General features: G+C 64.8%; 19 protein-coding genes. 5 read left to right on the top strand and 14 right to left on the bottom strand.

All coding sequences use genetic code 11. The features are described 5' to 3' along the window. From AB4Z48_RS38505 to tssB, 10 genes are all read right to left on the bottom strand, one after another. Positions 1-641, bottom strand: a 641-nt coding sequence (locus tag AB4Z48_RS38505; RefSeq protein ID WP_441623835.1) for a type VI secretion system Vgr family protein, incomplete at its 3' end; no start/stop codon positions are given. A gap of 39 nt (positions 642-680) precedes the next feature. Then, complete coding sequence (gene icmH, locus AB4Z48_RS38500) at positions 681-1511, bottom strand: type IVB secretion system protein IcmH/DotU (protein WP_441623833.1); 831 nt, start codon at positions 1509-1511, stop codon at positions 681-683. A gap of 1 nt (position 1512) precedes the next feature. Continuing rightward, positions 1513-2850 carry a type VI secretion system baseplate subunit TssK gene (gene tssK, locus AB4Z48_RS38495; protein ID WP_441623831.1) on the bottom strand — a complete coding sequence of 446 codons (1338 nt, stop codon included), beginning with the start codon at positions 2848-2850 and terminating at the stop codon, positions 1513-1515. After that, the gene (gene tssJ / locus AB4Z48_RS38490) at positions 2847-3920 is read right to left on the bottom strand and encodes a type VI secretion system lipoprotein TssJ (RefSeq protein WP_441623829.1); all 1074 of its coding nucleotides are present in this window, start codon (positions 3918-3920) and stop codon (positions 2847-2849) included. The genes tssK and tssJ overlap by 4 nt, the downstream gene beginning before the upstream one ends. After that, a complete protein-coding gene (gene tagH, locus AB4Z48_RS38485; RefSeq protein ID WP_441623827.1) occupies positions 3917-5290 on the bottom strand; it encodes a type VI secretion system-associated FHA domain protein TagH in 1374 nt (457 codons plus the stop codon). Before tagH ends, tssJ begins: the two co-directional genes overlap by 4 nt. Next, a complete protein-coding gene (gene tssG / locus AB4Z48_RS38480; protein ID WP_441623825.1) occupies positions 5287-6306 on the bottom strand; it encodes a type VI secretion system baseplate subunit TssG in 1020 nt (339 codons plus the stop codon). The genes tagH and tssG overlap by 4 nt, the downstream gene beginning before the upstream one ends. Further along, positions 6270-8006: a type VI secretion system baseplate subunit TssF gene (tssF, locus tag AB4Z48_RS38475; protein WP_441623823.1), complete on the bottom strand. Its 1737-nt coding sequence runs from the start codon at positions 8004-8006 to the stop codon at positions 6270-6272. The genes tssG and tssF overlap by 37 nt, the downstream gene beginning before the upstream one ends. A 54-nt stretch (positions 8007-8060) precedes the next feature. After that, positions 8061-8489 (bottom strand): type VI secretion system baseplate subunit TssE, encoded by a 429-nt coding sequence (gene tssE, locus AB4Z48_RS38470; RefSeq protein ID WP_441623821.1) that lies wholly within the window; start codon positions 8487-8489, stop codon positions 8061-8063. Positions 8490-8503: 14 nt separating this feature from the next. Beyond that, complete coding sequence (gene tssC, locus AB4Z48_RS38465) at positions 8504-9976, bottom strand: type VI secretion system contractile sheath large subunit (protein ID WP_441623819.1); 1473 nt, start codon at positions 9974-9976, stop codon at positions 8504-8506. A 47-nt stretch (positions 9977-10023) separates the two neighbouring features. After that, a complete protein-coding gene (tssB, locus tag AB4Z48_RS38460; protein ID WP_441623817.1) occupies positions 10024-10530 on the bottom strand; it encodes a type VI secretion system contractile sheath small subunit in 507 nt (168 codons plus the stop codon). A gap of 402 nt (positions 10531-10932) precedes the next feature. Between tssB and tssH the strand changes: the two genes are divergently transcribed. From tssH to tssM, 5 genes are read left to right on the top strand one after another with little or no spacing between them, the layout of a single operon-like run. Then, positions 10933-13497 (top strand): type VI secretion system ATPase TssH, encoded by a 2565-nt coding sequence (gene tssH, locus AB4Z48_RS38455; protein ID WP_441623815.1) that lies wholly within the window; start codon positions 10933-10935, stop codon positions 13495-13497. Positions 13498-13511: 14 nt separating this feature from the next. Then, a complete protein-coding gene (locus AB4Z48_RS38450; RefSeq protein WP_441623813.1) occupies positions 13512-15080 on the top strand; it encodes a sigma 54-interacting transcriptional regulator in 1569 nt (522 codons plus the stop codon). Then, complete coding sequence (gene vasI / locus AB4Z48_RS38445; protein WP_441623811.1) at positions 15077-15778, top strand: type VI secretion system-associated protein VasI; 702 nt, start codon at positions 15077-15079, stop codon at positions 15776-15778. The genes AB4Z48_RS38450 and vasI overlap by 4 nt, the downstream gene beginning before the upstream one ends. Continuing rightward, complete coding sequence (gene tssA / locus AB4Z48_RS38440) at positions 15775-17223, top strand: type VI secretion system protein TssA (protein ID WP_441623809.1); 1449 nt, start codon at positions 15775-15777, stop codon at positions 17221-17223. Before vasI ends, tssA begins: the two co-directional genes overlap by 4 nt. Before the next feature lie 15 nt (positions 17224-17238). Then, the gene (gene tssM / locus AB4Z48_RS38435; protein WP_441623807.1) at positions 17239-20955 is read left to right on the top strand and encodes a type VI secretion system membrane subunit TssM; all 3717 of its coding nucleotides are present in this window, start codon (positions 17239-17241) and stop codon (positions 20953-20955) included. 252 nt (positions 20956-21207) lie between these two features. Here the strand turns inward: tssM and AB4Z48_RS38430 are convergent, their stop codons facing one another. The 4 genes from AB4Z48_RS38430 to AB4Z48_RS38415 all read right to left on the bottom strand — a co-directional run. Continuing rightward, positions 21208-21465, bottom strand: a complete 258-nt coding sequence (locus AB4Z48_RS38430) for a PAAR domain-containing protein (RefSeq protein WP_441623805.1) — start codon at positions 21463-21465, stop codon at positions 21208-21210. Positions 21466-21796: 331 nt separating this feature from the next. Then, the gene (locus tag AB4Z48_RS38425) at positions 21797-22378 is read right to left on the bottom strand and encodes a hypothetical protein (protein ID WP_441623803.1); all 582 of its coding nucleotides are present in this window, start codon (positions 22376-22378) and stop codon (positions 21797-21799) included. Positions 22379-22391: 13 nt separating this feature from the next. After that, positions 22392-22943 carry a hypothetical protein gene (locus tag AB4Z48_RS38420; RefSeq protein WP_441623801.1) on the bottom strand — a complete coding sequence of 184 codons (552 nt, stop codon included), beginning with the start codon at positions 22941-22943 and terminating at the stop codon, positions 22392-22394. Positions 22944-22958: 15 nt separating this feature from the next. Beyond that, a partial coding sequence (locus tag AB4Z48_RS38415; protein WP_441623799.1) for a bacteriophage T4 gp5 trimerisation domain-containing protein occupies positions 22959-23526 on the bottom strand: 568 nt, incomplete at its 5' end.

Here is a 23526-nt window from a genome sequence, read left to right as displayed (position 1 = left end):
AAGCGGCGCAGGGCGGGCTCGGGCTGGTCGCCGCCGGGGGTGGGGTTGTAGAGGACGGGACCGCCGGCGATGCGGCCCTGCACGAACAGGCGGTCGCTGTGGATCAGGCGGTGGCCGTCGGCGTCGTGGCGGAAGGCAAAGTAGAAGCCTTCCTCGCGGGCAATGCGTTCGAGGAAATGCAGGTCGGTGTCGCCGGCCTGCACGCAGTATTCGCGGGGCAGGTGCTCGGCGGTGACGATCTGTTCGTAGCGGGCAGCCAGGCCATGGGCCTTGAGTACGTTCTGGAGGATCTCGGGTACGGACAGGGTCTGGAAGATGCGCCAGTCGGAGGACAGGCGCAGGCGGGCGAGGCCGGGCTCGACCACGGCGCGGTAGCGTGTGCGGCGAAAGCCGGTGTCGCCTTGCTCGAAGCGGCTGATCAAGCCATGGACATGGCGCACCGGTTCGTTGTCCCGCCAGAGGGTGAGCAGGGCGGGCAGGTCGAGGATGGTGGCGAAGTCGAGGTCGGGGTCGGCGTGGGTCAGCTGCACGTCGAGGTGGAAGGTCTCGGAGAGGGCTTCGTCGAGATCGAACTCGATGACCTCGAAGTCGACCCCGCCGACGACGGCGAAGGTGAAGCGCAGGCCGGACTGGTGTGCCATGGTGTGCTCCTTGCGATTAGGTCGGCGCGGCGGCGTGCCTCATGGTTTGAGAATGGCGTTCAGCGATTGCAGGACCAGGTCGGTGGTGCTGCCCAGTTTCACCGCGAACAGGGTGTAGGCGATGGCGAGCACGGCTAGCGCCATGGCCCAGGGCGCCCACAGCGGCATGAGTCGACCGAGGCGGTAGCGACGGGTGGCGACGTTGGCCTGCGCATCGGTCAACTGCTCGGGCGTTTCGCCGCGCAGTTGGCGCAGGGCGAGATGCAGTCTGGTGATGATGCCGTTGAGGGTTTCGTTCTGGTTGTGCTGCACGCCGTACTTGCCCTTGAAACCCAGGCACAGGCACAGGTATTTGAACTCCAGCACGTCGCGATACCTGGCCGGGTCCATCATCATGCGCGACAGCACGGTGAAGAATTTCTCGCCGCCCCAGGTTTCTTTGTGGTGGTGGCTGAGCAGGGAGCGTTGCGACCACACTGAGTCCTTGCCGCCCCAGGGCGTGGCCATGACCGCTTCGTCGATGAAGGTGCATAGGGCATAGCGGTAGGCCATCAGGGTGGCGCTGTCGTAGCCGTATTGGCGGACCTCGTCGCTGAGCGCGGTGACCTGGTCGCGCACGGTTTCGTAGAGCCGCTGGACGTCGTCGAACTTTTGCAGCCTGCGCAGGCGCATGACCAGGCCGAACAGCGGCTGGGCGGCATCCACCAGCGGGTTGATGCTGTGCCCGCGCAATTTGAAGCGCAGGTCTTCGTCGTGATCGAGTTGCGCGACGTGCTCGTAGGCAAGCGTTTCCTTGTCCGGGACCAGCGCGGACGGTGTGGTCCGCAGGTAGTGGCCGCGGTCGTTGCCGATGTTGACGGTGGTGGTCATGTCATTGACTCCTGATGGCCCAGAATTGCAGTTCCAGTTCGGGGTAGTCGCCGGGAACATGGAAGCCGAAGCCGGCGGCGTCCTTCATCATTTGCCAACTGGGGTGGCTGCGGTCGAGCTGGAAGTAGCTGAAGCCGGCGTGGTACGGCAGATGGCGCGGCGCCACCGGCAGTGGCGTCAGCGGGATGCCGGGCAACTGCAGGCGGACGAATTCGCCCAGCTTTTCCAGGGACGCTACCTTGGCCTGCTGCAGGAACTGCTGGCGCAGTTGTTCCAGCGGCATGCGCGCGCGTACCGCGAGGATGAAATCGGCCCCCTCGAGCAGGCGGCGGTCATGCACGTTGGCGGTGAGCACGCCATACTGCTGCTTGACTATCGGTAGGGATACGGCGCGCGGCTGCAGCACGGTGCTCAGCGTGCGCCGCAGGGTGTCGAGCAGCGGCTGGAATGACTCGCGCTGGCGGTCGTGCTGGTAGGCCGGGTACTCCGCGGGAAGGCGCCCCTCGTCGGTGAAGGTCACCAGCTCGCCGCAGGCCTGGCTGAAAGCAATGTAGAGCTGTTCCGGATGGACCTGGCGCTGGAGCGAGAGGTGCCGGAACAACGGGTGCAGGCGATTGAGCGTTTGCAGCAGGTTGAAGTCGGTGACGTCGGCCACCCCGGACTGGCCGGGCGAGCCGATCCGCTCGGCGATGCTCTTGGCGCGCTCGCGCATGAGGGTGGCGGCCTCGTCGACGAAGCGCGCCAGCGGCGCGATGGCGTTGACGTACAGGCCGGTGGGGTAGAAGCCTTCGTCCAGCACCAGGCTGCCGTCCGGGCGGCGGTCGAGGATGCGGCCAAGGGCCAGGCCGGTGAAGGCGCTGCGGTCGTCGTTATCCAGCGCCAGTTGAAGGTTGAGGGTGGCCAGCGCCACGCTGGTGTGGTCGCCCTCCTGGCTGTGGCTGTCGCGGATGTCTTCGGCGCAGTGAAGGTAGCGTGTGTTGGCGTAGGTATCGGGCCAGCGCACTTCCAGCACGCCTTCGGACTTGAGCGGCAGGATGAGGTGGACGGTCTGGTTGATGGCGCTCGCATCGGAAATCGGCAGCGGCACGGGTGGGGCATGGTCGTTGGGGATATCGAACGTGGTGCCGTCCGGCAGCACGCCGCGGGCGCGGATGATGGCGATCTTGCCGAAGGCCAGGAACTCCCGGTTCAGTTCCAACTCGGTGAAGCCATGGAGATGCTGGCTCACGCTGTCCACGCGCTGATTGGTGTGGTGCTCCAGTGCGCGGACTTGCTGCTGGAAGTGCTGTGGCTTGATAAACGCCCCCTCCTCCCAGATGACGGGGTTCTTGCTGGTCATGGCCTGCTCCTCGGTTTCGATGACGGCGCCTGCGGCGCCATGCGATAGCTTTCGTCCGTGATGGTGACGCGGGTGTTCTGCAGGGTGACCAGCAGGGCGTACTTGCGGCCACGAGACTCAAGCCGGAAGACCTGCTTCCAGCGTTCGGCGTTGGGGTCATGGAACTCAGCGATGATGGCCAGGTAGCGGGTGTCCGCCTGGATGTCGGCGAAGTCGATGAACTTGAACTGGCCGGGCTGCAGCATGTAGTCGTCGACGCTGATGAAGGTGCTGCCGAGGGCTTTTTTCAGGTTCTTCCCCAGTTGCTCGGGATCGGCGCTCTCCAGCAGGGAGTCGTCCTTGAGCTGCAGTACCTTGAAGGCGATCGGGGTGGACGCGTCGGCAGAGGCCGTGGCCTGGGGCAATGACGCTGGCCTGGTAGCGGGCAAGCCGGTGCCACGGACGTACTGGCCAAGTGCCTGGCCGTCACCTGGCGATGCGTCCGCCGCTGCCTCGGGCCTGATAGTCGCGATGGACAATAACCGTGGTGTGTCTGTCGGCAACGCTTCGGCAAATTTCGGTGCTTCGATTGGTGGCAGGGGGGATATGCCATATAGCGATGGGATGGGCCAGGCACTGTCTTCGTTGCGAACGTCCATGTCGCGCAGGCTGTCGCCCCATCGCGGACTTGACTTAGCTGCTGCCGGCCGCTGCGGCGACAGCGTTAGCTGCTGTTGCTCTTCGGCTTCCAGCATGCCGAGCAGGCTGCGCAGTTGCTCGACCAGCCCGGCTTTGCTACGACTGTCCAGCCGGATGGCATAAGGGCCGTCGGAGGCTGCCTCGGGCAAGTTCGCCGACACGGAAGTGGCATCTGCGGCATCTGCGGCAGTGGCGGTCAGGCTGGCCGGGTTGGGATTGACGTGGCTGCCGGCGTACAGGCTCAGGGCGATGCGCGTGGGCTGGTCCTCCGCGGAACCGACCTGAATGGACGGGTCCATCAGAACCTGCCCGGTTTTCTTCAGGACATTGCCAACGGTGCTGCAACCGGACAGGAACGCCACGGTGAGCAAGGTAGAGAGCGCTCGCTTCATTGCGCCTCCGCGCGCACGGCTTTGTCGTAGGCCTGATCGAACACCTCCCAGAAGAGCTTGTCGAAGCCCTGCTGGCGGCCCGATGTCAGCTCCTCGTAGTAGTGCGTGTACATTTGCCAGGCCCACTCGCCCGGCTGTGACTCGGCCTGCTCGGGGCGGTAGCGGCGGAACCGGCTCAATAGCTGTTGCGGGGAGAAGGACTGCAGCAACGCATCCAGGGCGACACTGATGGCCTGCAGCATGGCCTCATGCTGCAGGCGCAGTTGCTCCAGGCTCTCCTCGATGGCCGCCGCCGGCGCCAAGTGCACGACACTGCGGTTGGCGGAGAACAGGGAGGCCACCGTGTCCGGATAGCTTTGCCCCAGGCGCAGCGGATTGTCTTCGATCGGCTGGAGGGTGCGGTCATGCAGTGCCAGCCGTCGCTGTTCGCCGGCCTGGGTTCTATGCAGGGCGGCCAGACCGCGAATTGCCGCGCCCAACGCCTGGCCGGCTTCCAGCAACAGGGTGTAGCTGGCCTTGGCATCCAGCGTGCCTACCGGGGCGTCCAGCCCCTGCACCAAGGGTGCGGCGAGTTGGTTGGCATCGATGCCGTCCGCGTGCTGGCTGGTCAACCATCGCTGGGCTGCGAGGGCCCGGGTGTCTTGCTGCGGCATGCCTAAATCTCCAAGTTGGGTAGGGGGCGAGCCGGAAACGGCTTCGAAACGGGTGGTGGCAAGGTCCTGCTGCGTCGAAGCTGGCGACATGCCGTAATGCGTGGGGTCCAGGGGAGCGAGGCAGTCTTCCTGCGGCTGTCGCCGACGTTCGGCGGCGTCCAGCGCCAGCAGCGGGTCCAGTTCCTCGCCCGGTTGGGTCGTTGCGGACAGTTCGTTGAAGGCCGACAGGCCATCGTCGTCCGCGGCGACCAACGCCGCTTCCCATGCCAACGCCGGGGCCGGCATGGACAGGTCGTCCAGTTGCATGCCCGGGTCGTTGAGCAGTTCGCCAAGCTCGTACTGGGCAAGGTGCCGTGTCGCATCGGGCAGGGCAGCGGGATCGTCGTCCAGATGTACCGCGACCATGTACGGGCCGATGCGCAGCAGATCGCCATCGCTGAGCCGCGCGCCGACGTTCATGCCGATGGGGTCGGCATGGTTGTTGATGCGGGTCTGGCCGCTGCGGTCGACCACGACAAAGGCGTCGTCCTCCATGAGAATTTCGCAATGCATGGGCCGCACGCGCCGGGCGCCATCGGCCAAGCACCAATTGACCTCGCCGGAGCCGATGCTGCCGCCTTCGGCGCCAAAGCTGTGCCGCGGCGTGCTGCCTTGCTGCAGGGCCTGTGGGTTGGTGACAACCATCGCCACCCGGCGCTCGATGGCAGGATCGTTCATAGGCGCACCTTGATTCGCACGGGCGGTGGCTTGCGCAGGACCTTGCGCTCGAAGAAGCTGGTCCAGCCCAGTTGGCTGCCCGCGCCACGCCGCAGGTTGAAGGGAGCGACTTCATCCACGCGCAGGCCGAGTTCCAGGTCGTAGGCAATCGGGTCGCGCAGGAGAAAGTCGACCAATTTGCGCAGGCGCGCGAAGTCCTCGCCACTGGGCAGGAACTCTCGGAAGCGCTGCTGCGGGAGGTCGGGGATGACGATGGTGAACTTGCTGTGACGCGAGCGCACGCGGCGGCCGACGATGAAGCTTTGCCCCAGGGCGCCGTTTTTCTTGCCTAGGGCGATCAGGTCGGTTTCATCGAGGTCCGTGTAGCGGAACTCGTATTCGCGGATGTGCACGCCTTCGAGGTCAAAGCAGTGGGCGATGATGCCGGCCACCATGGACGGCGAGCGACTGCGGCTGGCGACCATGCCGGCGAAGCTGAGCAGGCGGCTCCAGGAGATCGGTGTGGCGCCGCGCAACTGGGCGTCCCCGAGGCCGACGAGGGCGAATACGTAGGGTGAGAACTGGTCGCTGGCCTCGGCCTGGAAGCGGATGTAGTAGCGGTACTTGCGCCACGCCTGATGCAGCAGCGTCAGCAGGCGATGGTTGAAGAAGTCGAAGAACGCCGGGCGAATGCCGATGCTCTGGCCGTACTCGTAGGCCAGGCGATCGAGGTAGTAACCGGGCAGCGGCGAGTCCGGCCCGTGCATCCCGAAGAAGGTGGCCTGCACCCGGTAGTCATGCTGGGCGCCGGTGAGCGTGCGCTCGGCACGCGACACGTCGGAGGCAGGGAAGCCCAGGCCAGGATCAGATGCCAGGAGCACGCGCTGATGCTCGGCGTCGTAGCCGTCGGGCGACTCCAGGTCATCACCGTGCAGGTGGTGCAGCAGTTCGAGCAGGCCGAAGAAGTTGTAACGGCGGCCGCCCGCCAGCACCCTGTCGGCTACATCAGCGGTTGCTTGCCGATTCGCATGGGCCATGCGTAACGCTCCTTGTTACCGGTGTTGATCGCTTCCAGCAGATGGAAGGAGTTGATGCTTGCGTAGAGGGCGAAGAAGTGGCTCAGCACCGTGCCGAACAGGTACAGGTCGCCCTCGCAGAGGAATCCCGCCGGGTCCAGCTTGAGTTCGGTCTTCATGCCGCGGATGGGCAGGCCCTTGATCAATCGGTCGATGGGGGTGGTGACGGCCGCGCCGATACTGTCCAGCCGTTTGCGCGTGGCGCGCGCATGCTGGATGTCGTGCAGCGCGGCGAAGTCGTAGGCGCCCAACACCGCTTTCAACGGGTCGACCGATTGCAGTGACAGGTAGTTGAGCGACAGGTTGGAGATCAATCGCCACTGCAGCTTGCCATCGAGCACGGGCCGGTACGAGGGCGTCGGCCGGGTGATGTTGCGGTAGGTCGCAAAGTCGGGTGTGGTCTGCGTTTGCCGGCGAATATCGCCGACACCCAGCGCCAGGGGCAGGTCGCGGTTGGTGCAGGTCAAGGCGAAGGAGACGGTCTCGTCGCGGCCCACATAGTCGGCTTCGTCAGCGCGCACGAACGCCACGCGGTGAACCACGCCCGCCTCGGCGAGGGCCGGCTCGATGCGGGTCCGGTAGTAGAGGGCGGCGTGCCCCTTGGCATGCTCGATCTCGTGCTGCAGCGACTCGAACGGCGGGTAAGTGCGCAGCCATTGGCTCGGCTGGCCGTCTTCCGTGTTCTGCCAGCCGTTGACGGCATCGATGCTGAAGATCTCGTAGGCATCCGGGCGTTGGCCCGCCGGCCGCAGACGCTGGTCGATTACCGTGCCATTGAGGCTGACCGGCTCTGCGTCATGCTCGAACAGGTTGACCGCGGGAGCGCAGTACAGGCTCAGGTCGTCCATGCGCACGCGGATATCGGCCGGCATGGGACGGGTGAAATGGAATTCGAGGCGGATTTGCTCGGTGGACTCGCTAGGCCATTGCGAGCGCAGGCCTGCCAGCCTGAAAAAATGGAAGCGCCTGGGAAATATGAAGTACTCCTGCAGGATGCGGTAGCCGTCGAACACGTTCTGCGGGTACGGCAGCAGGGCCTCCTCCGGGTCGAAGCCGGGGAAGGTGATCTGGCCCACGGGGATGCGGCGCATTTCATCGCCCACTTCCATGCGGATCTCGCCCAGGTACTTGGCGAGCCACAGGTACAGCGTCAACGCATTGAGGTCGCTGCCGCTGAGATGGAAGTCCAGCGCGTCGCAGTCATAGGTGTCGGGCGCATTGCGGGTGGTCGGTGCCAGATCGATGCGGAGGATCGACTTTTCGCGCGAGTGTGCATCGCTCACGTCAGCAATGCGCAGCGGGTACAGCGCGACATCCGTGCAAGTGCGGAATTCGCAGCGAACCCCGTCAACGGGCTCGGACAGTACCCGCGTTCCCTTGGCGATGACCTTGCGGCTGGTGATGGAGCGCCCGGCCGGCTCGAAGCGCATGATGGTGGCGCTGGGCAGTGGACGCAGGTAGTTCGGCCATAGCAGTTGTAGTAGCGAGTGGGTGACTTCGGGGAGATCGTCTTCGATCTTGAGACGCAACTTGGCTGTGAGGAAGGCAAAACCCTCCAGCAACCGTTCGACGTCGGGATCGTTTGCCTCCTCGCCGAGGAACTGGGCGAGTTGTGGATTGTCACGTGCGAACACCCGCCCGAGTCGGCGGAGATAATCCATTTCCTCGAGGAATTTTCCTTTCAACGGCATCCTGCATCCTTCCCTTTGCGGGCCTTACACGACCAGCATTGACTGGTCGTGGCGACCCACGATGAGGTCGATCTCCACCTGTTCCTCGATGTTGTTCACCGGGACCAGGCAATGCAGCCGGAAATGCAATTCCAGCGGGCGGCCGCCGTCCGTGACGGGCTGAACCCAAAGTACCCGGACGCGCGGTTCGAACGCCATCACGGCCGCGCGGATATCCCGGCAGATGCGCAAGCGCAGATCGTTGCTGCCGATGGTGGCATCGTTGAGATCGGGCAGGCCGAGGCCGGGGCAACTCAGTGAACTGCCCCGGCGGGTGTTGAGGATCTGTTCCAGATGCCGCTTGGCGGCGCGAATGCGCTCGGCGGCCATGTCCTGCCGCGAGCGGGTGCGCCGCGGCGGCAGTTCTGGATCGAGCCGCTCGAACAGACTGCCTTGCCCTGGAGAACGAGGCACGGGTCAGGCTCCCTTCATTCCTTGTCCAGACGGCCCACCAGCGAGAGCTCGAAGTTCGCACCCATGTACTTGAAGTGCGGGCGCACGGCGAGCGAGACCTGATACCAGCCCGGATTACCCGCCACGTCCTGCACCAGCACCCGTGCGGCGCGCAGCGGCCGGCGGCTACGCACGTCGGCCGAGGGGCTTTCCTGGTCGGCGATGTATTGCTTGAGCCAGTTGTTGATCTCGCGCTCCAGGTCCTGGCGCTCCTTCCAGGCGCCGATCTGCTCGCGCTGCAATACTTTGATGTAGTGCGCCAGGCGATTGATGATGAACATGTAGGGCAACTGCGTGCCGAGCTTGTAGTTGGTCTGCGCGGCCAGGCCTTCCGGGGTCTTGGCGAAGAGCTTGGGCTTTTGCACCGAGTTGGCGGAGAAGAAGGCGGCGTTGTCGCTGTCCTTGCGCATGGTCAGCGGAATGAAGCCTTCCTCGGCCAGTTCGAACTCCTTGCGATCGGACACCAGCACCTCGGTCGGGATCTTGGCCTGCAACTGGCCGAGCGATTCGTACAGGTGCACCGGCAGGTCGTCCACGGCGCCGCCGGACTGCGGGCCGATGATGTTGGGGCACCAGCGGTACCTGGCGAAGCTCTCGGTAATGCGGCTGGCCAGCAGGTACGAGGTATTGCCCCACAGGTAGTTGTCGTGCTCGCCGTCGATGGTTTCGCGGTAGGCGAAACTGCGGGTGGGATGCTCCAGCGGGTCGTAGGGCTGGCGCAGCAGGAAGCGGGGCATGGTCAGGCCGAGGTAGCGCGAATCCTCGGAGTCGCGCAGGCCGCGCCACTTGGCAAAGCGCGGCCCTTCGAAGATGTCCTTCACTTCCTTGAGGTTGGGCAATTCCTGGAAGCCGGCGATGTTGAGGAACTCGGCGCCGGCGGCGGCAAGGAAGGGCGCGTGGGCCATGGCACCGACCGACGCGGCATAGCTGAGCAGCCTGATGTCGGGCGCGGCGGGGCCGAACGTGTAGTTGCTGACGACGGCGGCCACGGGCTCACCACCGAACTGACCATATCCCGCGGTGTAGATATGCTTGTAGAGCCCGCTGCGGGTGATATCGCCCGCGCTCTCGAAGTCGTCCAGCAGTTCTTCCTTGGTGACGTGCAGGACTTCGATCTTGATGTTCTCGCGGAAGTCGGTGCGATCCACCAGCAATCTCAGGCCGCGCCAGGCTGACTCCAGTTCCTGCAGCGGCTTCTGGTGCAGGATGGCGTCCATCTGCTGGCCGAGCTTGCGGTCGATCTCCGCAATCATCTGGTCGACCAGTTGCTTGTTGACCGGCTGCTCGCGCTCGTGGGTCTTGAGCATCTCGGCGATGAAGGCCGCGACGCCGCGCTCGGCGACGGCATAGCCTTCATGGCTGGGTTCGATGCGGGTCTGGGCCATGATCTGGTCCAGCAGCCCCTGGGACTGGCGTTCTTCCGTTACGGCGATGCTTTGAGCCTTCATGCTCGTATCCTTTGAAACCGAGGTGTGATGGAAGTCGTGAGGGGTGGTCAGGCACCGGGCTGGCCCAGCACCAGATTGAGTTCCTCGGCCAGCCTGCCGCGCGCGTTTTCGTCGGCCAGCAGGCTCTGCAACTGCTTGCGGAAGGCGGGGACGTTGCCCAGCGGCCCCTTGAGGGCGACCAGCGCCTCGCGCAGCTCAAGCAGCTTGGCCAGCTCGGGCACCTGACGGGCGATGGCGTCGGGGTTGAAGTCGCTCATCGCGCCGAACCGCAGGTCGACTCCGATCGTGTCGTCGTCCTGCCCGTTGCCCAGTCGCGAGGGCACCTCCATCTTCAGCGCCAGGCCGGCTTCGGACATCACGTCGTCGAAGTTGTCCTTGTCGATGCGAACCGCTGGCCGTTCCTCCAGTGCGATCTCTTCGCCATGTCCCTTGAAGTCGCCGGTGACGAGCAACTTCAGCGGCAGTTCCGTCTCTGCCTGCTGGTCACCCGTAGCCGGTACGTACTTGATGTTTATCCGTTCTTGCGGGGCAACTGATGCACTCTTCTTCGCCATGGAAGACTCCTGTATATGAAGTGCGTTGAAATAGCTAACAACAGAAATAAAGGAAACTAACAACGAGAATTCGAATCGGAAAAGCGTGCCGAAGGGCGCTAACTGTGTGGCCTTCTGGAAAAGATATTGATCGCGGAATTAAAGTCCTGTTGAGGGAGGATTTCAATAGGAAAATTCTTCAAATAGATCGAGATATTTCAATTATCTTTAAAATGTGAATGATAATAAAAAATATTGCGTGATTTAAGATTTATCCGATGGATTTTTTATTGATTGTGTGGTGTCGTGACGGGCTTGTAATCAATTGATTCTTTTGACCACGATGCGACGTTCACGAGTCAGCTTCCTGTCAGCGACGTGCCGTGGGCTAGTCGCTTCAATCTCATTGGATAAGTTGCCCGCATGATCAGAATTGAGCTTTCGGCACTGATCGATCGCCTCAACCCCGTTTGCCGTCAGGCCCTGGAGGAGGCCGCCAGCCTGTGTATCGGCCAGCGCGGCGCCGAGGTGACTGTGCCTCACCTGTTGTTCAGGCTGCTCGATCAGCCGCTGGCCGATATGCGTTTGCTGATGAAGCGGGCTGGGCTGGAGACGGATACGGTGCGCCAGGTGTTGTCCACCGCGTTCTCCGTGCAGGATGACGTCCCGGGGCAGTACCCGGCCTTTTCCCCGTTGCTGGTCGAGTTGTTGCAGGAGGCGTGGACGCTCGGATCGCTGGAACTGGGCCAGCAGGCCATACGGGGCGGCAGTCTGTTGCTGGCCGCCTTGCTCAACCCGGCGCGCTACCTGCCGCTGGCCGCGGTGCACCTGTTCGACGGCATCAACCGCGAGGCCTTGCGCAAGCAGTTCACCGCGCTGCTGGCCAGTTCGGCCGAAACGCCCGAGAGCCGGCCGGAGGGGGTGGTCCTGCAAGCAGGCGAAGCGGATACGGCGCTGGCCAAATACGGACATGACTTCACGGCCCAGGCGCGCGAGGGCCGCATCGACCCGGTGCTGTGCCGGGACGCGGAGATCGACCTGATGATCGACATCCTCTCGCGCCGGCGCAAGAACAATCCCATCGTGGTTGGCGATGCCGGTGTGGGCAAGAGCGCCGTGGTGGAAGGACTTGCCCTGCGCATCGTGCATGGGCGCGTGCCGGAACCGCTGCGCCAGGTGGCGCTGTGGGGGCTGGACCTGGGCGCGCTCCAGGCGGGCGCCTCGGTCAAGGGAGAGTTCGAGAAGCGGCTGAAGGCGGTGATCGACGAGGTGAAGACCTCGCCGCAGCCGGTCATCCTGTTCATAGATGAGGCGCATACCCTGATCGGCTCGGGCAACGCCGCCGGCGGTAGCGACGGGGCCAACTTGCTCAAGCCGGCGCTGGCGCGCGGCGAGTTACGGACCATCGCCGCCACGACTTGGTCCGAGTACAAGAAATACTTCGAGAAGGACGCGGCGCTCACCCGGCGCTTCCAGTTGGTGAAACTCGATGAACCCAGCCAGGAGCAGGCGGTGCATATCCTGAGGGGCTTGCGCACGGTCTACGAACTGGCACACAAGGTCTATATCGGCGACGACGCGCTGCGTGCCGCCGCAGCGTTGTCCGCGCGCTACCTGTCCGGGCGGCAATTGCCGGACAAAGCCATCGACGTGCTCGATACCGCCTGCGCACGCGTGGCTACGGCACTTGCCGAGCCGCCGCGGCAGCTCTCGGCGCTGGAGCACGAGTTGGTGCAAATCGACGCGGAGCTGGATCTGCTGCGGCGAGATGGTCGCTCAGGGCGCAACGTCGATACGCATCGGCTACGGGTGCTGGAAGGCGCTCGCCTGGACGTGGAAGCGAGAATCGCGCAGCTGCAACAGGCTTGGGCACGGCAGCGAGCGCTGGTGGACGAGATCCTTTCGCTGCGTGCCGGGCAAAACGAGGAGGGCGACGGCGCCGGGCTGGCCGCCAGGGTTGCCGAACTGGCCGCGCTGCAGCGCGATGGCGCATTGCTGCACGTCGACGTAGGACACGAGCAGATAGCCCAGGTCATCGCCGACTGGACTGGCATTCCCGCCACCACCATCAGTAGTGACCGGATGGCAAGGCTCGACAGCCTGCCCGGCGCCTTGCGCGAACGGGTCAAAGGCCAGGACGTGGCCATCGAGAGGGTGCACGAGCATCTGCTCACGGCGATGGCCGACCTGCGCCGGCCTGGCACGCCGCTGGGGGCCTTCCTGCTGGTCGGCCCCAGCGGCGTGGGCAAGACCGAGACCGCGCTGGCGCTGGCCGATGCGCTGTTCGGCGGCAAGCAGTTCCTCACCACCATCAACATGTCCGAGTTCCAGGAGAAGCACACGGTATCGCGCCTGCTGGGCGCGCCGCCCGGCTACGTCGGCTACGGGGAGGGTGGTGTGCTGACCGAGGCGATTCGCAAGCAGCCGTACTCGGTGGTGCTGCTGGACGAGGTGGAGAAGGCCCATCCGGAAGTGCTCAATATCTTCTACCAGGCCTTCGACAAGGGCGAGCTGGCCGACGGCGAAGGGCGCCAGATTGACTGCAAGAACGTGCTGTTCTTCCTTACCTCCAATCTCGGCTTCGACCAGCAGGATGCCGATCTCGCGGACCTGGACGAGGACGCGTTGCGCGGCCGGCTCAAGGGCTTCTTCAAGCCGGCACTGCTGGCGCGCATGCAGATCATCCCGTACCGCTACCTGGATGAGGTGGTGCTGGGCGAGATCATCGATGCACGCTTGCAGCGTTTGAGTGCGCAGTTCGCTGTGCGCTACGACGCTACGCTGGTGGTGGACGACAGTGCCCGCGTGGAGCTGCGCGCCCGCTGCACGCGCCACGAGAACGGCGCGCGCATGCTGGATGCCAGCATCGACGGCGAGTTGCTGCCGCCGCTGTCGTTGACGGTGCTGAGGCGCCTGGCGTCCGGCGAAGCCTTCGACCATGCCGGGCTGAGCTGGAATGGCAGCGCCTTTGAAGCAACGTTGGGATGAGCGGAGGCTAGCGAATGGAGGCGCTGGAAGTGGCCAGCCTGGCACGGGACATGGCCAAGGCGACGAACCCGGCAAGCTTGGTGGACATGCTGCTGCGGACGGTAGTCAGGTCTCATGGTCTGACCTGCGGTTTGTGTTACTGGCGTGACGCAGCGGGTGATCAGTTGCTACCGTTGGCGTGCACGCAGGCTCGGCCTGCCGGGCTCCCCGCTATTCCGTTGAGTGAGCTGGAGAATCCCCTGGTCTACAGCCTGGTCGAGGGCAAGCCTTGCCATATCGGGCAGGTTGGCGCCCTGGTCAGCGTGGGGGAGAGCTTCGAATTCCTGCGCGAGCACCTGCCCGGGCGCGAGGCGCTGTCGATACTGCCGTTGCGGGATCGCAAGCAGCAAGCGATTGGCTCGCTGGTGCTGGCAGGCGCGGCTTCGGCGCTGCAGGCGGTGCAGGGCGACGCCCTGTGGCAGGCGCTGATGGATTTGCACGAGCAACTGCTGATCCGCTTGCGCGAGCAGTTGGGTGCGGCCGAAGCGGTGGATCACGAACGGGCGCTCAGCCGCCACCAGGAGGCCGAGCGCGGTCGAGCTCGCGCGGCGCGCTTGTTGGCGGCGGAGTTCGTCGGTAGCGGGGCCTTGGCGCGGCGCCTGCGCGAGGAGATGCTGCGGCTGGCCGATTCCTCGCTGTCGGTGCTGGTGACTGGTGAGACGGGATCGGGCAAGGACCACGCTGCCTGGTTGATCCACCAGGCTTCGTCCCGGGACGGCAAGTTCGTGCCGGTGAACTGCGCGGCGATCCCCAAGGACCTGATCGAAGCGGAGCTATTCGGCAGTGTGCGCGGCGCCTTCACCGGTGCCACCCAGGCGCGCAGCGGTCTGGTGGCCGAGGCCGATGGCGGCACTCTGTTCCTCGACGAGATCGGCGACATGCCTCTGGCGCTGCAGGGCACGCTGTTGCGCCTGCTCAACGAAAAGAAGTTCCGGCCGGTGGGTGCCAATCGCGAACAGGCCTCTGACTTCCGGCTGATTTGCGCCACGCACCAGCCCTTGCTGCAACTGATTCGCGACGGCCGCTTCCGCGAAGATCTGTATTTCCGCATCCGCCAGCAGACTTTGCACCTGCCGCCCTTACGTGAACGGCGCGAGGACATACCTGCGCTGGCGGCACACGTGCTGCTGCAACACAACCGCGGACGGCAGAGCCATATCACCGGTATCGAGCCGAGAGCAATGGCGTTGCTGCAGACGCACGGTCTTCCGGGCAACGTGCGCGAGCTGCGCAGCCTGGTGCTGGCGGCCGCCGAACGCACGCCACGGGGCAAGGCCATCAGCGCGGACACTATCCGTGACCTGCAAGCCACTCTCGATGCCCCCGGGTCGGCCGACGCCGTTGATCCTGTCCTGCGTTCGCTATGGCTAACCACGGACCTGCCTGGCGCCCTTGCCGATTTCGAGCGCCTGCTGGTCAACGAGCGCTTGCGGCAGGCCGACGGATCGCGTCGCCGTGCGGCACAAAGCCTGGGCATTCCCAAGCGCACCCTGGCGCGCAAGTGCCAATTCTGGAACCTGGATCGCGAGGATTCGACCACATGAGGCTACGCCGTCTGATGCTGTTGTTAGTGGTGGCGGTCGCGGGCTGCGACTCGGAGAGGCAGGCCGAGGCGGCCGGCCGCGATTGCACCGCCATCGTTTCGGCGGTCGAGCGGCTGGCCTGCTTCGATGGGGCCGCCGGCACGCCGCCGGCCCCATCGAGGCCACCGGCCTCGGCCCCACCGGCGGCCGGCGCCGCTGCCGCCGCGACTACCACGGGCGACGCCGTTCCCGAGATCACCCAACTGGTTCGCCGCAACGAAGCCGCGCGGGTGGCGGCAGAGGGCAAATTCCTGCTGGCGCGCAGCGAGGATACGCAGCCGGGGCAATGGAAACTGGTGATTTCCGCGCCCCCGCTGGGTGCCTCGATGCCTCGCACCTACCTGGCAATCAGCTGCCTGTCGAATATCTCGCGCCTGCAGTTGGTGGCCGACAAGCCGGTCGCCCTCAACCGGGTGAACATGCGCCTGTCGCTGGACGATCTCCCGTTGTCCGGCACTCAACCGTGGCAGGTGCTGGAAGACGGCACGGTGGTGGATGCCGGGCGCGGCCTGGTGGCCATCGAGCAACTGCGCTACCTGACTCGGCCCGGCGCGCGCCTGCGGTTGGATAGCGATTATCCGCCCTTCGACGGGCTGGTGTTCGATGCGACAGGGTTGCAGGACCTGATCGCACAGCAGCGTGAGGCGTGTCACTGGTGAGCGTATTCGCCCCTCCACCGCTGAACTTCGAGATGCTGCTGGCGCCGCTGGACGAGCGGCAGCCGGCCGGCTGCTTCGATGACGAAGACGAGACCTTCCAGGGCGTTGAGCATGAGATGGTCAAACTCGGCGGCCTGCACGAGCCAGGCATGGACTGGGCCTATGTCGACGAGGCCTCGCGCCAGTATCTGGGCGGACAGTGCAAGCACTTCCGCATCGCCGGCCACCTGATTGCCGCGCGCTTGCGATCACGTACCTGGCGCGGCTGGGCCGAGGCCGTCGGTGTGTTGGCCGGCATGGTCGAGCGCTACTGGGAAACCGGTTTTCCGAAGCCCGGTGCCACGGGCTACCCGGGCAAGCGCCGGCTGGTCGCGCTGCAGGTCGAGCGCCTGGGCGAAGCGCTGGCCGGCATTGGTGGCGAGAGTTTCGCGCCGGAGTTCCACAAGGCCGCGCAACAGGCGCTGGATCGCCTGCAGGCCAGCGCCGCGGGGGCGCGGCTGGACGTCCCCATGCTGATGCGGCTGGAGTCCCAGCTCAGCCAGCGGGTCGAGGAGACCCGCTATCCCGACGAGGCGGAGGCCGTGCCCATCACGGCCCAGACCGGCGGGCAGCCGATCAGCGAGGACTTCTTCGCCGCCCATGCCGTGGTGCATGACAACGAGCGGGATCGGCGGCGCTCGCTGTTGGCGGTGGCGGAGATCATCACGCAGCAGGAACCCTACGATCCCACGGGCTACCTCCTGCGCCGCTTCGCCCTGTGGGCGCATCTGAATGCCGCGCCTCCGGCGCGCAAGGATCAGCGCACCGAGTTGATGGCGGTGCCTGCCGATATCGCCGAGGGCTACCAGGAAGCGCTAACCGCCAACGCGATCAACCCGATGTTGCTGCAACGGGTCGAGAAGAGCGTGACGTCCTCGCCTTACTGGTTGCGCGGCAGTTTCCTTGCGGCTGGCATGGCCGCAAGGCTGGAGATGCCGCAGGTGGCGGAGGCCATCCGGCATGCCGCCGAGCGTTTCCTGGTGCGCGTGCCCGGGCTTGCCAGGCTGCAGTTCGGCGACGGCCGCCCCTTTGTCGACGGCGACACACTGGCCTGGGTCAGCGGCGCTGACGCTGGCGGCGGGCCTGCGGGCGCCGCGCGGGAATACGCCGGTCTGCGTGAAGAGCTAGTCGTGCAGTTGGAGACCCAGGGCGTGGAGTCGCTGCTGCGGCGCCTCGAGGACATCCAGGGCCACTCCGCTGATTTGCGCCACCGCTGCCACGTCATGACCATCGCCGCCGACCTGCTGGGTGCACGTGGCCTGTCCTGGCTGGCCGACGGACTTTACGCCAACGCGCATCAAGCCATGCGCGGCGCCTCGGCCCCCCAGTGGGAGCCGGACCTCTTCAATCATCTCGCCAGGCATGTGCCGGAGCCGGCGACGCGAACGCCGGGACACAAGGATTAAGCAAGGAGCATCGCAATGTGGAATATCTGGTCTTCCCTGAAACGCTACGGCCAGCCCTTGCTGCGCTGGGGCAAGCAAGGTGTCCCCTTGCTGTTGGTGCTGGGGCTGCTGTTCCTGCTGGTTGCCATCTGGTGGCTGGGGCCGCAATGGAGCTTGGGCGGACGCAAGCCGCTTGCCGACCTGGCGGTGCGGGTGCTCGCTACGGTGCTGTTGCTGATCCTGCCGTTGCTGGTGTGGGCGCTACGTCTGCGCAGCCGCAACCGGCGTTTGGAGGCGGAAAGTCAACAGGAAGCGCGGGGTTTGGAAGACCCTTGCCTGCGCTTCGTGCAGGCCCAGGAGCGGGCCTTGGACCGCAGCCTGGCGACCCTGCAGTCTCGCCTGAAAGGACGCAACGCACTGTACCAACTGCCCTGGTACCTGGTGTTGGGGCAGGAAGACTCGGGCAAGACCAGCTTCGTCAACCGCTCCGGCCAGAATTTTTCGTTGACGGGTGAGGTCAAGGCCGGCAGCCGGCAAGTCCAGGCCGACCCCGACCAGATCTACGCCGTTGACTGGTGGATGGGGGACCAGGCGGTACTGATCGATCCACCCGGCGAACTGATCAGCCAGCCGCGGCTGGGCGAGGGAGAGGGTGAGGGCATAGCTACCGCGGACGGCGAGGCCGACGCCCGCGAGACGCACGCGCCGCAGAAACAGGTCAAGCGCCCGTTGCCAGCGGATTTACATGCTCGCCTGTGGGATGGCCTCGTGGGATGGCTGGGCCGCAATCGCAGCCRCCGGCCCCTCAACGGCGTGGTGCTGATGGTCGACCTGGTCACGCTATTCGGGCAGCAACCCAGCGACCGAAAGGCCTTGGCCATCCTGTTGCGCACGCGCCTGGCAGAACTCAGCCGCCAGCTCGGCACGCGGCCGCCGCTGTACGTTGTGCTCAGCAAGTTCGATCGGCTGGAGGGCTTTGATGCCTTCTTTGCACGGTTGCCGCAATCTGCCCGGGAGGACATATTCGGCTTCACCTTCACCCTCGATTCGGTGCAGAACTACGACGCCTGGCTAGAGGAACTGGCGGAGCGCTATGACGGCTTTATCGCGCGCCTCAACGAAAAGATCTTCGACGCTCTCGCCCACGCGGGCGATCTGAAGCAGCGCGAAGCCCTGTACTCGCTGGTGCGGCAGTTGTCGGGCCTGCGCCCGGTGTTGCTGGGGTTCCTTGGTGACGTCATGGGCAGTGATCGCTATGTTACGCCGGCGCTGCCGCGCGGCGTGTTCTTCTCGTCGGTGCACCAGCAGGGGTTGGTGGGCAATGCCTTCGTCAGCTCGGCCTCGCGTGCCTACGACGTTGAGGATCTGACGTCGCCGGCGTTGCCCAGTGGGCGCTCAGTGGTGTACTTCGCCCAGCGGCTGTTCCAGAAGGTCATCTACCCGGAGTCTGGCCTGGCTGGCGACAACCTCAAGGTGATGGCTGACAAGAAGCGCGCGCTGACGGTGAGCTTCGCCGTGGCGTCGCTGGGTAGCCTCGTCATCATCGGCGGCTGGTATCACTACTACGCCATCAACCGCGACAAGGCGGTCAGCGTGCTGGAGCGCAGCCGTGCATACAGCGCCCATGCCCTCGACGGCAAGGACGATCCCACCGGGCGCAACTTGCTGCAACCGCTGGATCAGATCCGCAGCGCGGTTACCGTCTACGGCGACTATCGCGACGCCTGGCCGGTGCTGACCGACCTGGGCCTGTACCAGGGCCGGAAGATTGGGCCGAAGGTGGATCAGGCCTACCTGAAACTGTTGTCGCAGCGTTACCTGCCCGCGCTGGCAGGCGGCGTGATGCAGACGCTGGACGCGCCGAACGCGAACGCCGACGGCCAGCTGGCCGCGCTACGGGTCTACCGCATGATCGAGGATCGGCCCAACCGGCGGCCGCCGGTCGTCGAGGACTGGATGGCGAAGCAGTGGCAGGCCGCATTCCCGGGCGAGGACGGCGTGCAGCGTGCCCTGATGCGTCATCTCGATTACGCCATGAAGTACGCTGACACCGACCTGCCGCAGTACCGCGCGCAGGTGGCTGAGATACAGCGCCAACTGCGGCAGATTCCCATGCCGCAGCGGGTCTACATGACCATGCGCCGCCAATCCGGGGACACCTTGCGCAACCCGTTGGACCTGCGCAACGAGATCGGCACCGCGTTCGATGTCATCTACCAGCCAGTGAGCGCCGCCGACGGCACGAAGATCGATGCGCTGCTCACCGCCAAGGGTTACCGCGGCTACTTCGCGCAGCGCAGCCAGGACTTGACCGAACTGGCGATGATCGACCAATGGGCGCTGGGCGAGCGTCGCAACATCGACTACTCGGAGGCCGACAAGCGGGCCCTGGCGGAGCGCATCCGGGCCATCTATAGCCGCGACTACATCGACACCTGGCAACGCGGCATCAATCGCCTTGAAGTGAGGGACTTTGCTGATATTGCCGATGCAGCCGACGTGCTTGGCAGCGTGACCAGTCCCGCGGCGCCGCTGCGCAGGCTGGTGGAGACGGTACGCGACAACAGCGAACTCGGCATCGCGGCGAGCGCAGCGGCGGTGGCCGCGGCCTCGACGTCGGGGGTGGCCGCTGCACCGCTGGCGGAGAAGGCGGCGGCGGTCGAGTCGAGCAATGTGCCCGCGCCGATCATCGGCATCACGCATGCCTTTGCGCCCCTGAGCCAGTTGCTGGTGGCCAAGGGGGAGCGGCCGTCCTATCTGGATGAGACCACGCTCGCGGTTGGCGCTGTGTACGACGCCGTCAAGCGCGTCCAGGACAGCCCCAACCAGGGCAAGGCGGCCCTGAGCCTGGTGATCGACCGCTTCTCGCTGAAGGGCACGGACCCCTTCGGCAACCTGCAGCGGATCGCCGCGGGACTGCCCGAGCCGCTGAACCAGCAGGTCAAGAAGCTGGCCGACGAGTCATCCCAGGTCGTGCTGATCGCGGCGCTGCGCGAACTGGAGCAGCGCTGGGATGCCGACGTCTATCGTTTCTACCGCGAACGCCTGGCGAGTCGCTATCCGTTCAACGCGGCCAGCCGGGAAGACGCCTCGCTGGACGACTTCACCGCCTTCTTCGGCCCACAGGGACGTCTGCAGCAGTTCCGCGAGCAATATTTGAAACTGTTCCTGGACGACAACCTGGATGCCCTGTATTCGGAGCGCCGTGGTGGCTACCTGGTTCGTACCGATGTACTGACGCAACTTGAGGCGGCCGACAAGATACGCGATGCTTTCTTCAATAATCGCGGTGCACTTGGCGTGCAATTCACTGTCGAGCCGCTGGGCCTGACCCCCACGCGTCGTAGCAGCTCACTGAGCGTGGAGGGCCAACTGGTCACCTACAACCATGGCCCCACCATCGGTACCGGCCTGATCTGGCCCAACACGCTGGCCAACAACAACGAGAGCCGGATTACCCTGGTCAACGGCGGCGGCAATAGCAGCGGCTTGGTGTACAAGGGGTCCTGGTCGATGTACCGCCTGCTCAGCCAGGCTCGCCTGAACGGTGCAACCGCCACCAGCGTGGACCTGAGCTTCATGTCCAGCGACGGAGGCATGCGCTATCGCATCACCGCGGAGAAGAGCAACAACCCCTTCACTACTCCGCTATTCAAGGGATTCGTCCTGCCGCGCACCTTGCTGCAGGAAAGCCCGCCGTCAAACGCGACGGTGAGGAAGACGGCCAGGGGCAAGCAGGAGCGTTCGCTGTGAACGCTGCCATCGGTGGTTCGCTTGCGGATGCGCGCACGGTGTTTCGCGTGGATTGGCGGAGCTCCCTGCTCACGGGGAATCTGTGCGGGGGCTGGCGGACTTTCCGCCGAATGGGTCAATGGAAGCGTATGGCGATGCCGCGGGGCAGTGTGCCCCGCGTGGCTGCCACTATCATCCAGCGTCTGGCCAGGCCATAGCGCCGCCCGTGATAGAGACCGTGGCCGAATGCCAGCGACGGCCACGGTCACTCCTTCAATCCACCAGCCAGCCGCCGTCGCCTTCGACCAAGGTACCACCGTGGCTGGTGGTGTCGCCTTGGCGCGCCACGGCCTTGTCTTCGACGGTGGCAACAGCGGAGCCACTGACAATCACCGCGCCACAACTGATCTTGTCACCGACGCGGGCGATCGCGCGGCCACCGACATTGGCTTTGGCGGCGCCGCTGATGACAGTGCCAGGGCCATGGATGGGACAGGAATGGCGATGGCCGACGAGAACGACGGGTTGCATAGGGTTATCTCCTAAGAAAAGTTGCACTCATACAGGGGCGCTGATTTGTGGGCATCGGCTTTTTGGACAACCTTTGGTCGGTGTTGTGGCACGCTCGGTTAAGCTGCACGATCATCCGCCCCCGGTATCGGCCACTTCGCCGCGAGGGGGGCACGAAGCGACCGGTGCGCGTCGGACCGACTCACGTCCTCGGGAGGAACGAATGCGCACAGGACGCTTGGCCGAAGGTGCGCAGAAGCAAATGGAGCACATGCGAGTTCATTTCCATGTTTGTGGGCCACTCCTCGGCGACCATCAGTGATGGYGGCAATGCATGCGAGAGCGCACAAGGTCAGGGTTCCTCGAAGACGTGCGGATCACAGGTTTCGAGACTCGGGTCAACGTTGTAGCCGAATGCGGTATACAGCCATGTTTCGCGTTGTTTTCCGCTAAAGACGAGCAGGTTCAGGCCTTCGGTGCCAAGGCACGCCTCGATATGGTGGGTTGCGCCTGCCTGGTCGACTGCCTGCAAGCTCGTGCTTCGTGATTGTTTGGCCTTGGATACGCCACGCGCGTTCCAGATCGCCGCGCCGACGAAGTTCCCCTTGTAGGCAGCTTGCCCGGAAAGGTTGATGGCATACCGATAAATCGGCTGGCTCGTCAGGGCGCCGATGACGGGCTGCTCGGCGATTTCGGGGCGCCCTAGCATGTCGGCGCCAACGCTGATGCAGCACGCTGCGCTGCCGCTTCTGTCGGGGTACTGCAGCCTTAGGTGCTGTCCCGGCGCAATGCTGGCTTCGGTGGTGTAAAGATAGCTGCGTCCGCTGGCCTGGCTAAGAAGCCCAGCTTTCAGCGGTGATGGCGGGGCGGACGACGTCGCGCCGGCGGCTATCGTCGATGGAACGAGCGTGAGAATAACCAGCATTCGCTTCATGACATTGACTCCATCAATGACCGTCGTCGGACCAGTGCGGCGGATCGCTAACCAGCTTGATGACGCCGTAGCTGGCACCTACGGTGTGGAGTTGTGCCGTGCTCTGGATCACCGTGGTGTTGCCAGAAGCATTCATGATGGACCGGTTGATCATGCCGCTAATTGTCATGTCGATGGCACGCTTTTGCGTATGCCGGCTGGTCAATGCCGCCGAATGCGCCATGTGATACCCGTTGACCATCGCTTGCGCGCCTCGCCTAGCCGCATCGAGATCCGCCACGCCTTGCTCATTCCGGTGAGCCCAGTCGATGTTAACGCCTTCATATGCCGGTATGTTCTCGGGCGACGTGCCTTGTGGCGATCGCCCATGCGTAGTGCATGAGATACCTTCATCGAGCGACAGCATATTGGCCATCGCCTGCTCGTAGTGGATGCCGCAATGTACGCCGGACGGTCCCAATGGGAAGTAACCGCTGGAGGCCAGTGCGAGCGCGTCGTAGTAGACGCTCGCATCACGTACATCCTTGCCGGCCTTGTCTTTGAACGGAAACTTGAACGAAGGCATAGTTACTCCGTGCGCTTACGCGTCGCCCGAGAAGGAGAGCAAGAAGTCGCCATCCGGCTCTTCGCCGGGCGCGGGAGCGCTCGACAGCGACAATGAACTGCCAGCACCACCGCCCTGCATGCTGATCTGCCCCTTGAAATGCAGTTGTTTCCCTTTCAGGGTGATGCCGCTGCTGTCGATGGTGATGGTGCCGCCGGGGCCGCGCAGGCGGGCCACCTGGCCGGCCTGTAGTTCGTAGCGGGCGGTCATGCGCTCGATGCTYTGCCCGGCCTGCAGCTTGTCRTGGCCCTGCACGGTGGTYTCRSMGTGCCCSYCRATCTCSAYCCAGTGGTTGGCSGCRGTCYTGTCGCGGCGRTTGTTGCCCACCTCCTCGGTACGATCCTTGCCAGTCCGGATSGTGTGATTGCGCCCGACGGTCAGGAAGTCGTCCTGGYCGACGTCGTGGCGCCGGTCCTGGCCGACGGTCACCTGCTCGTCGTTGCCCACCGTTTCCTTGCGGTCATGTCCGATGGCAATCGTCTCGTCGTGCTCGACCTGCTCGCTGCGGTCATGCCCGACAAAGGTGGTTTCGTCGTGCCTGACG

Origin of the sequence: Cupriavidus sp. 2TAF22 (genome assembly GCF_052115045.1) — a bacterium.
GTDB lineage: Bacteria > Pseudomonadota > Gammaproteobacteria > Burkholderiales > Burkholderiaceae > Cupriavidus.
Note: the sequence above shows the minus strand (reverse complement) of the source record. Positions and strands in the feature narration are given on the sequence as shown.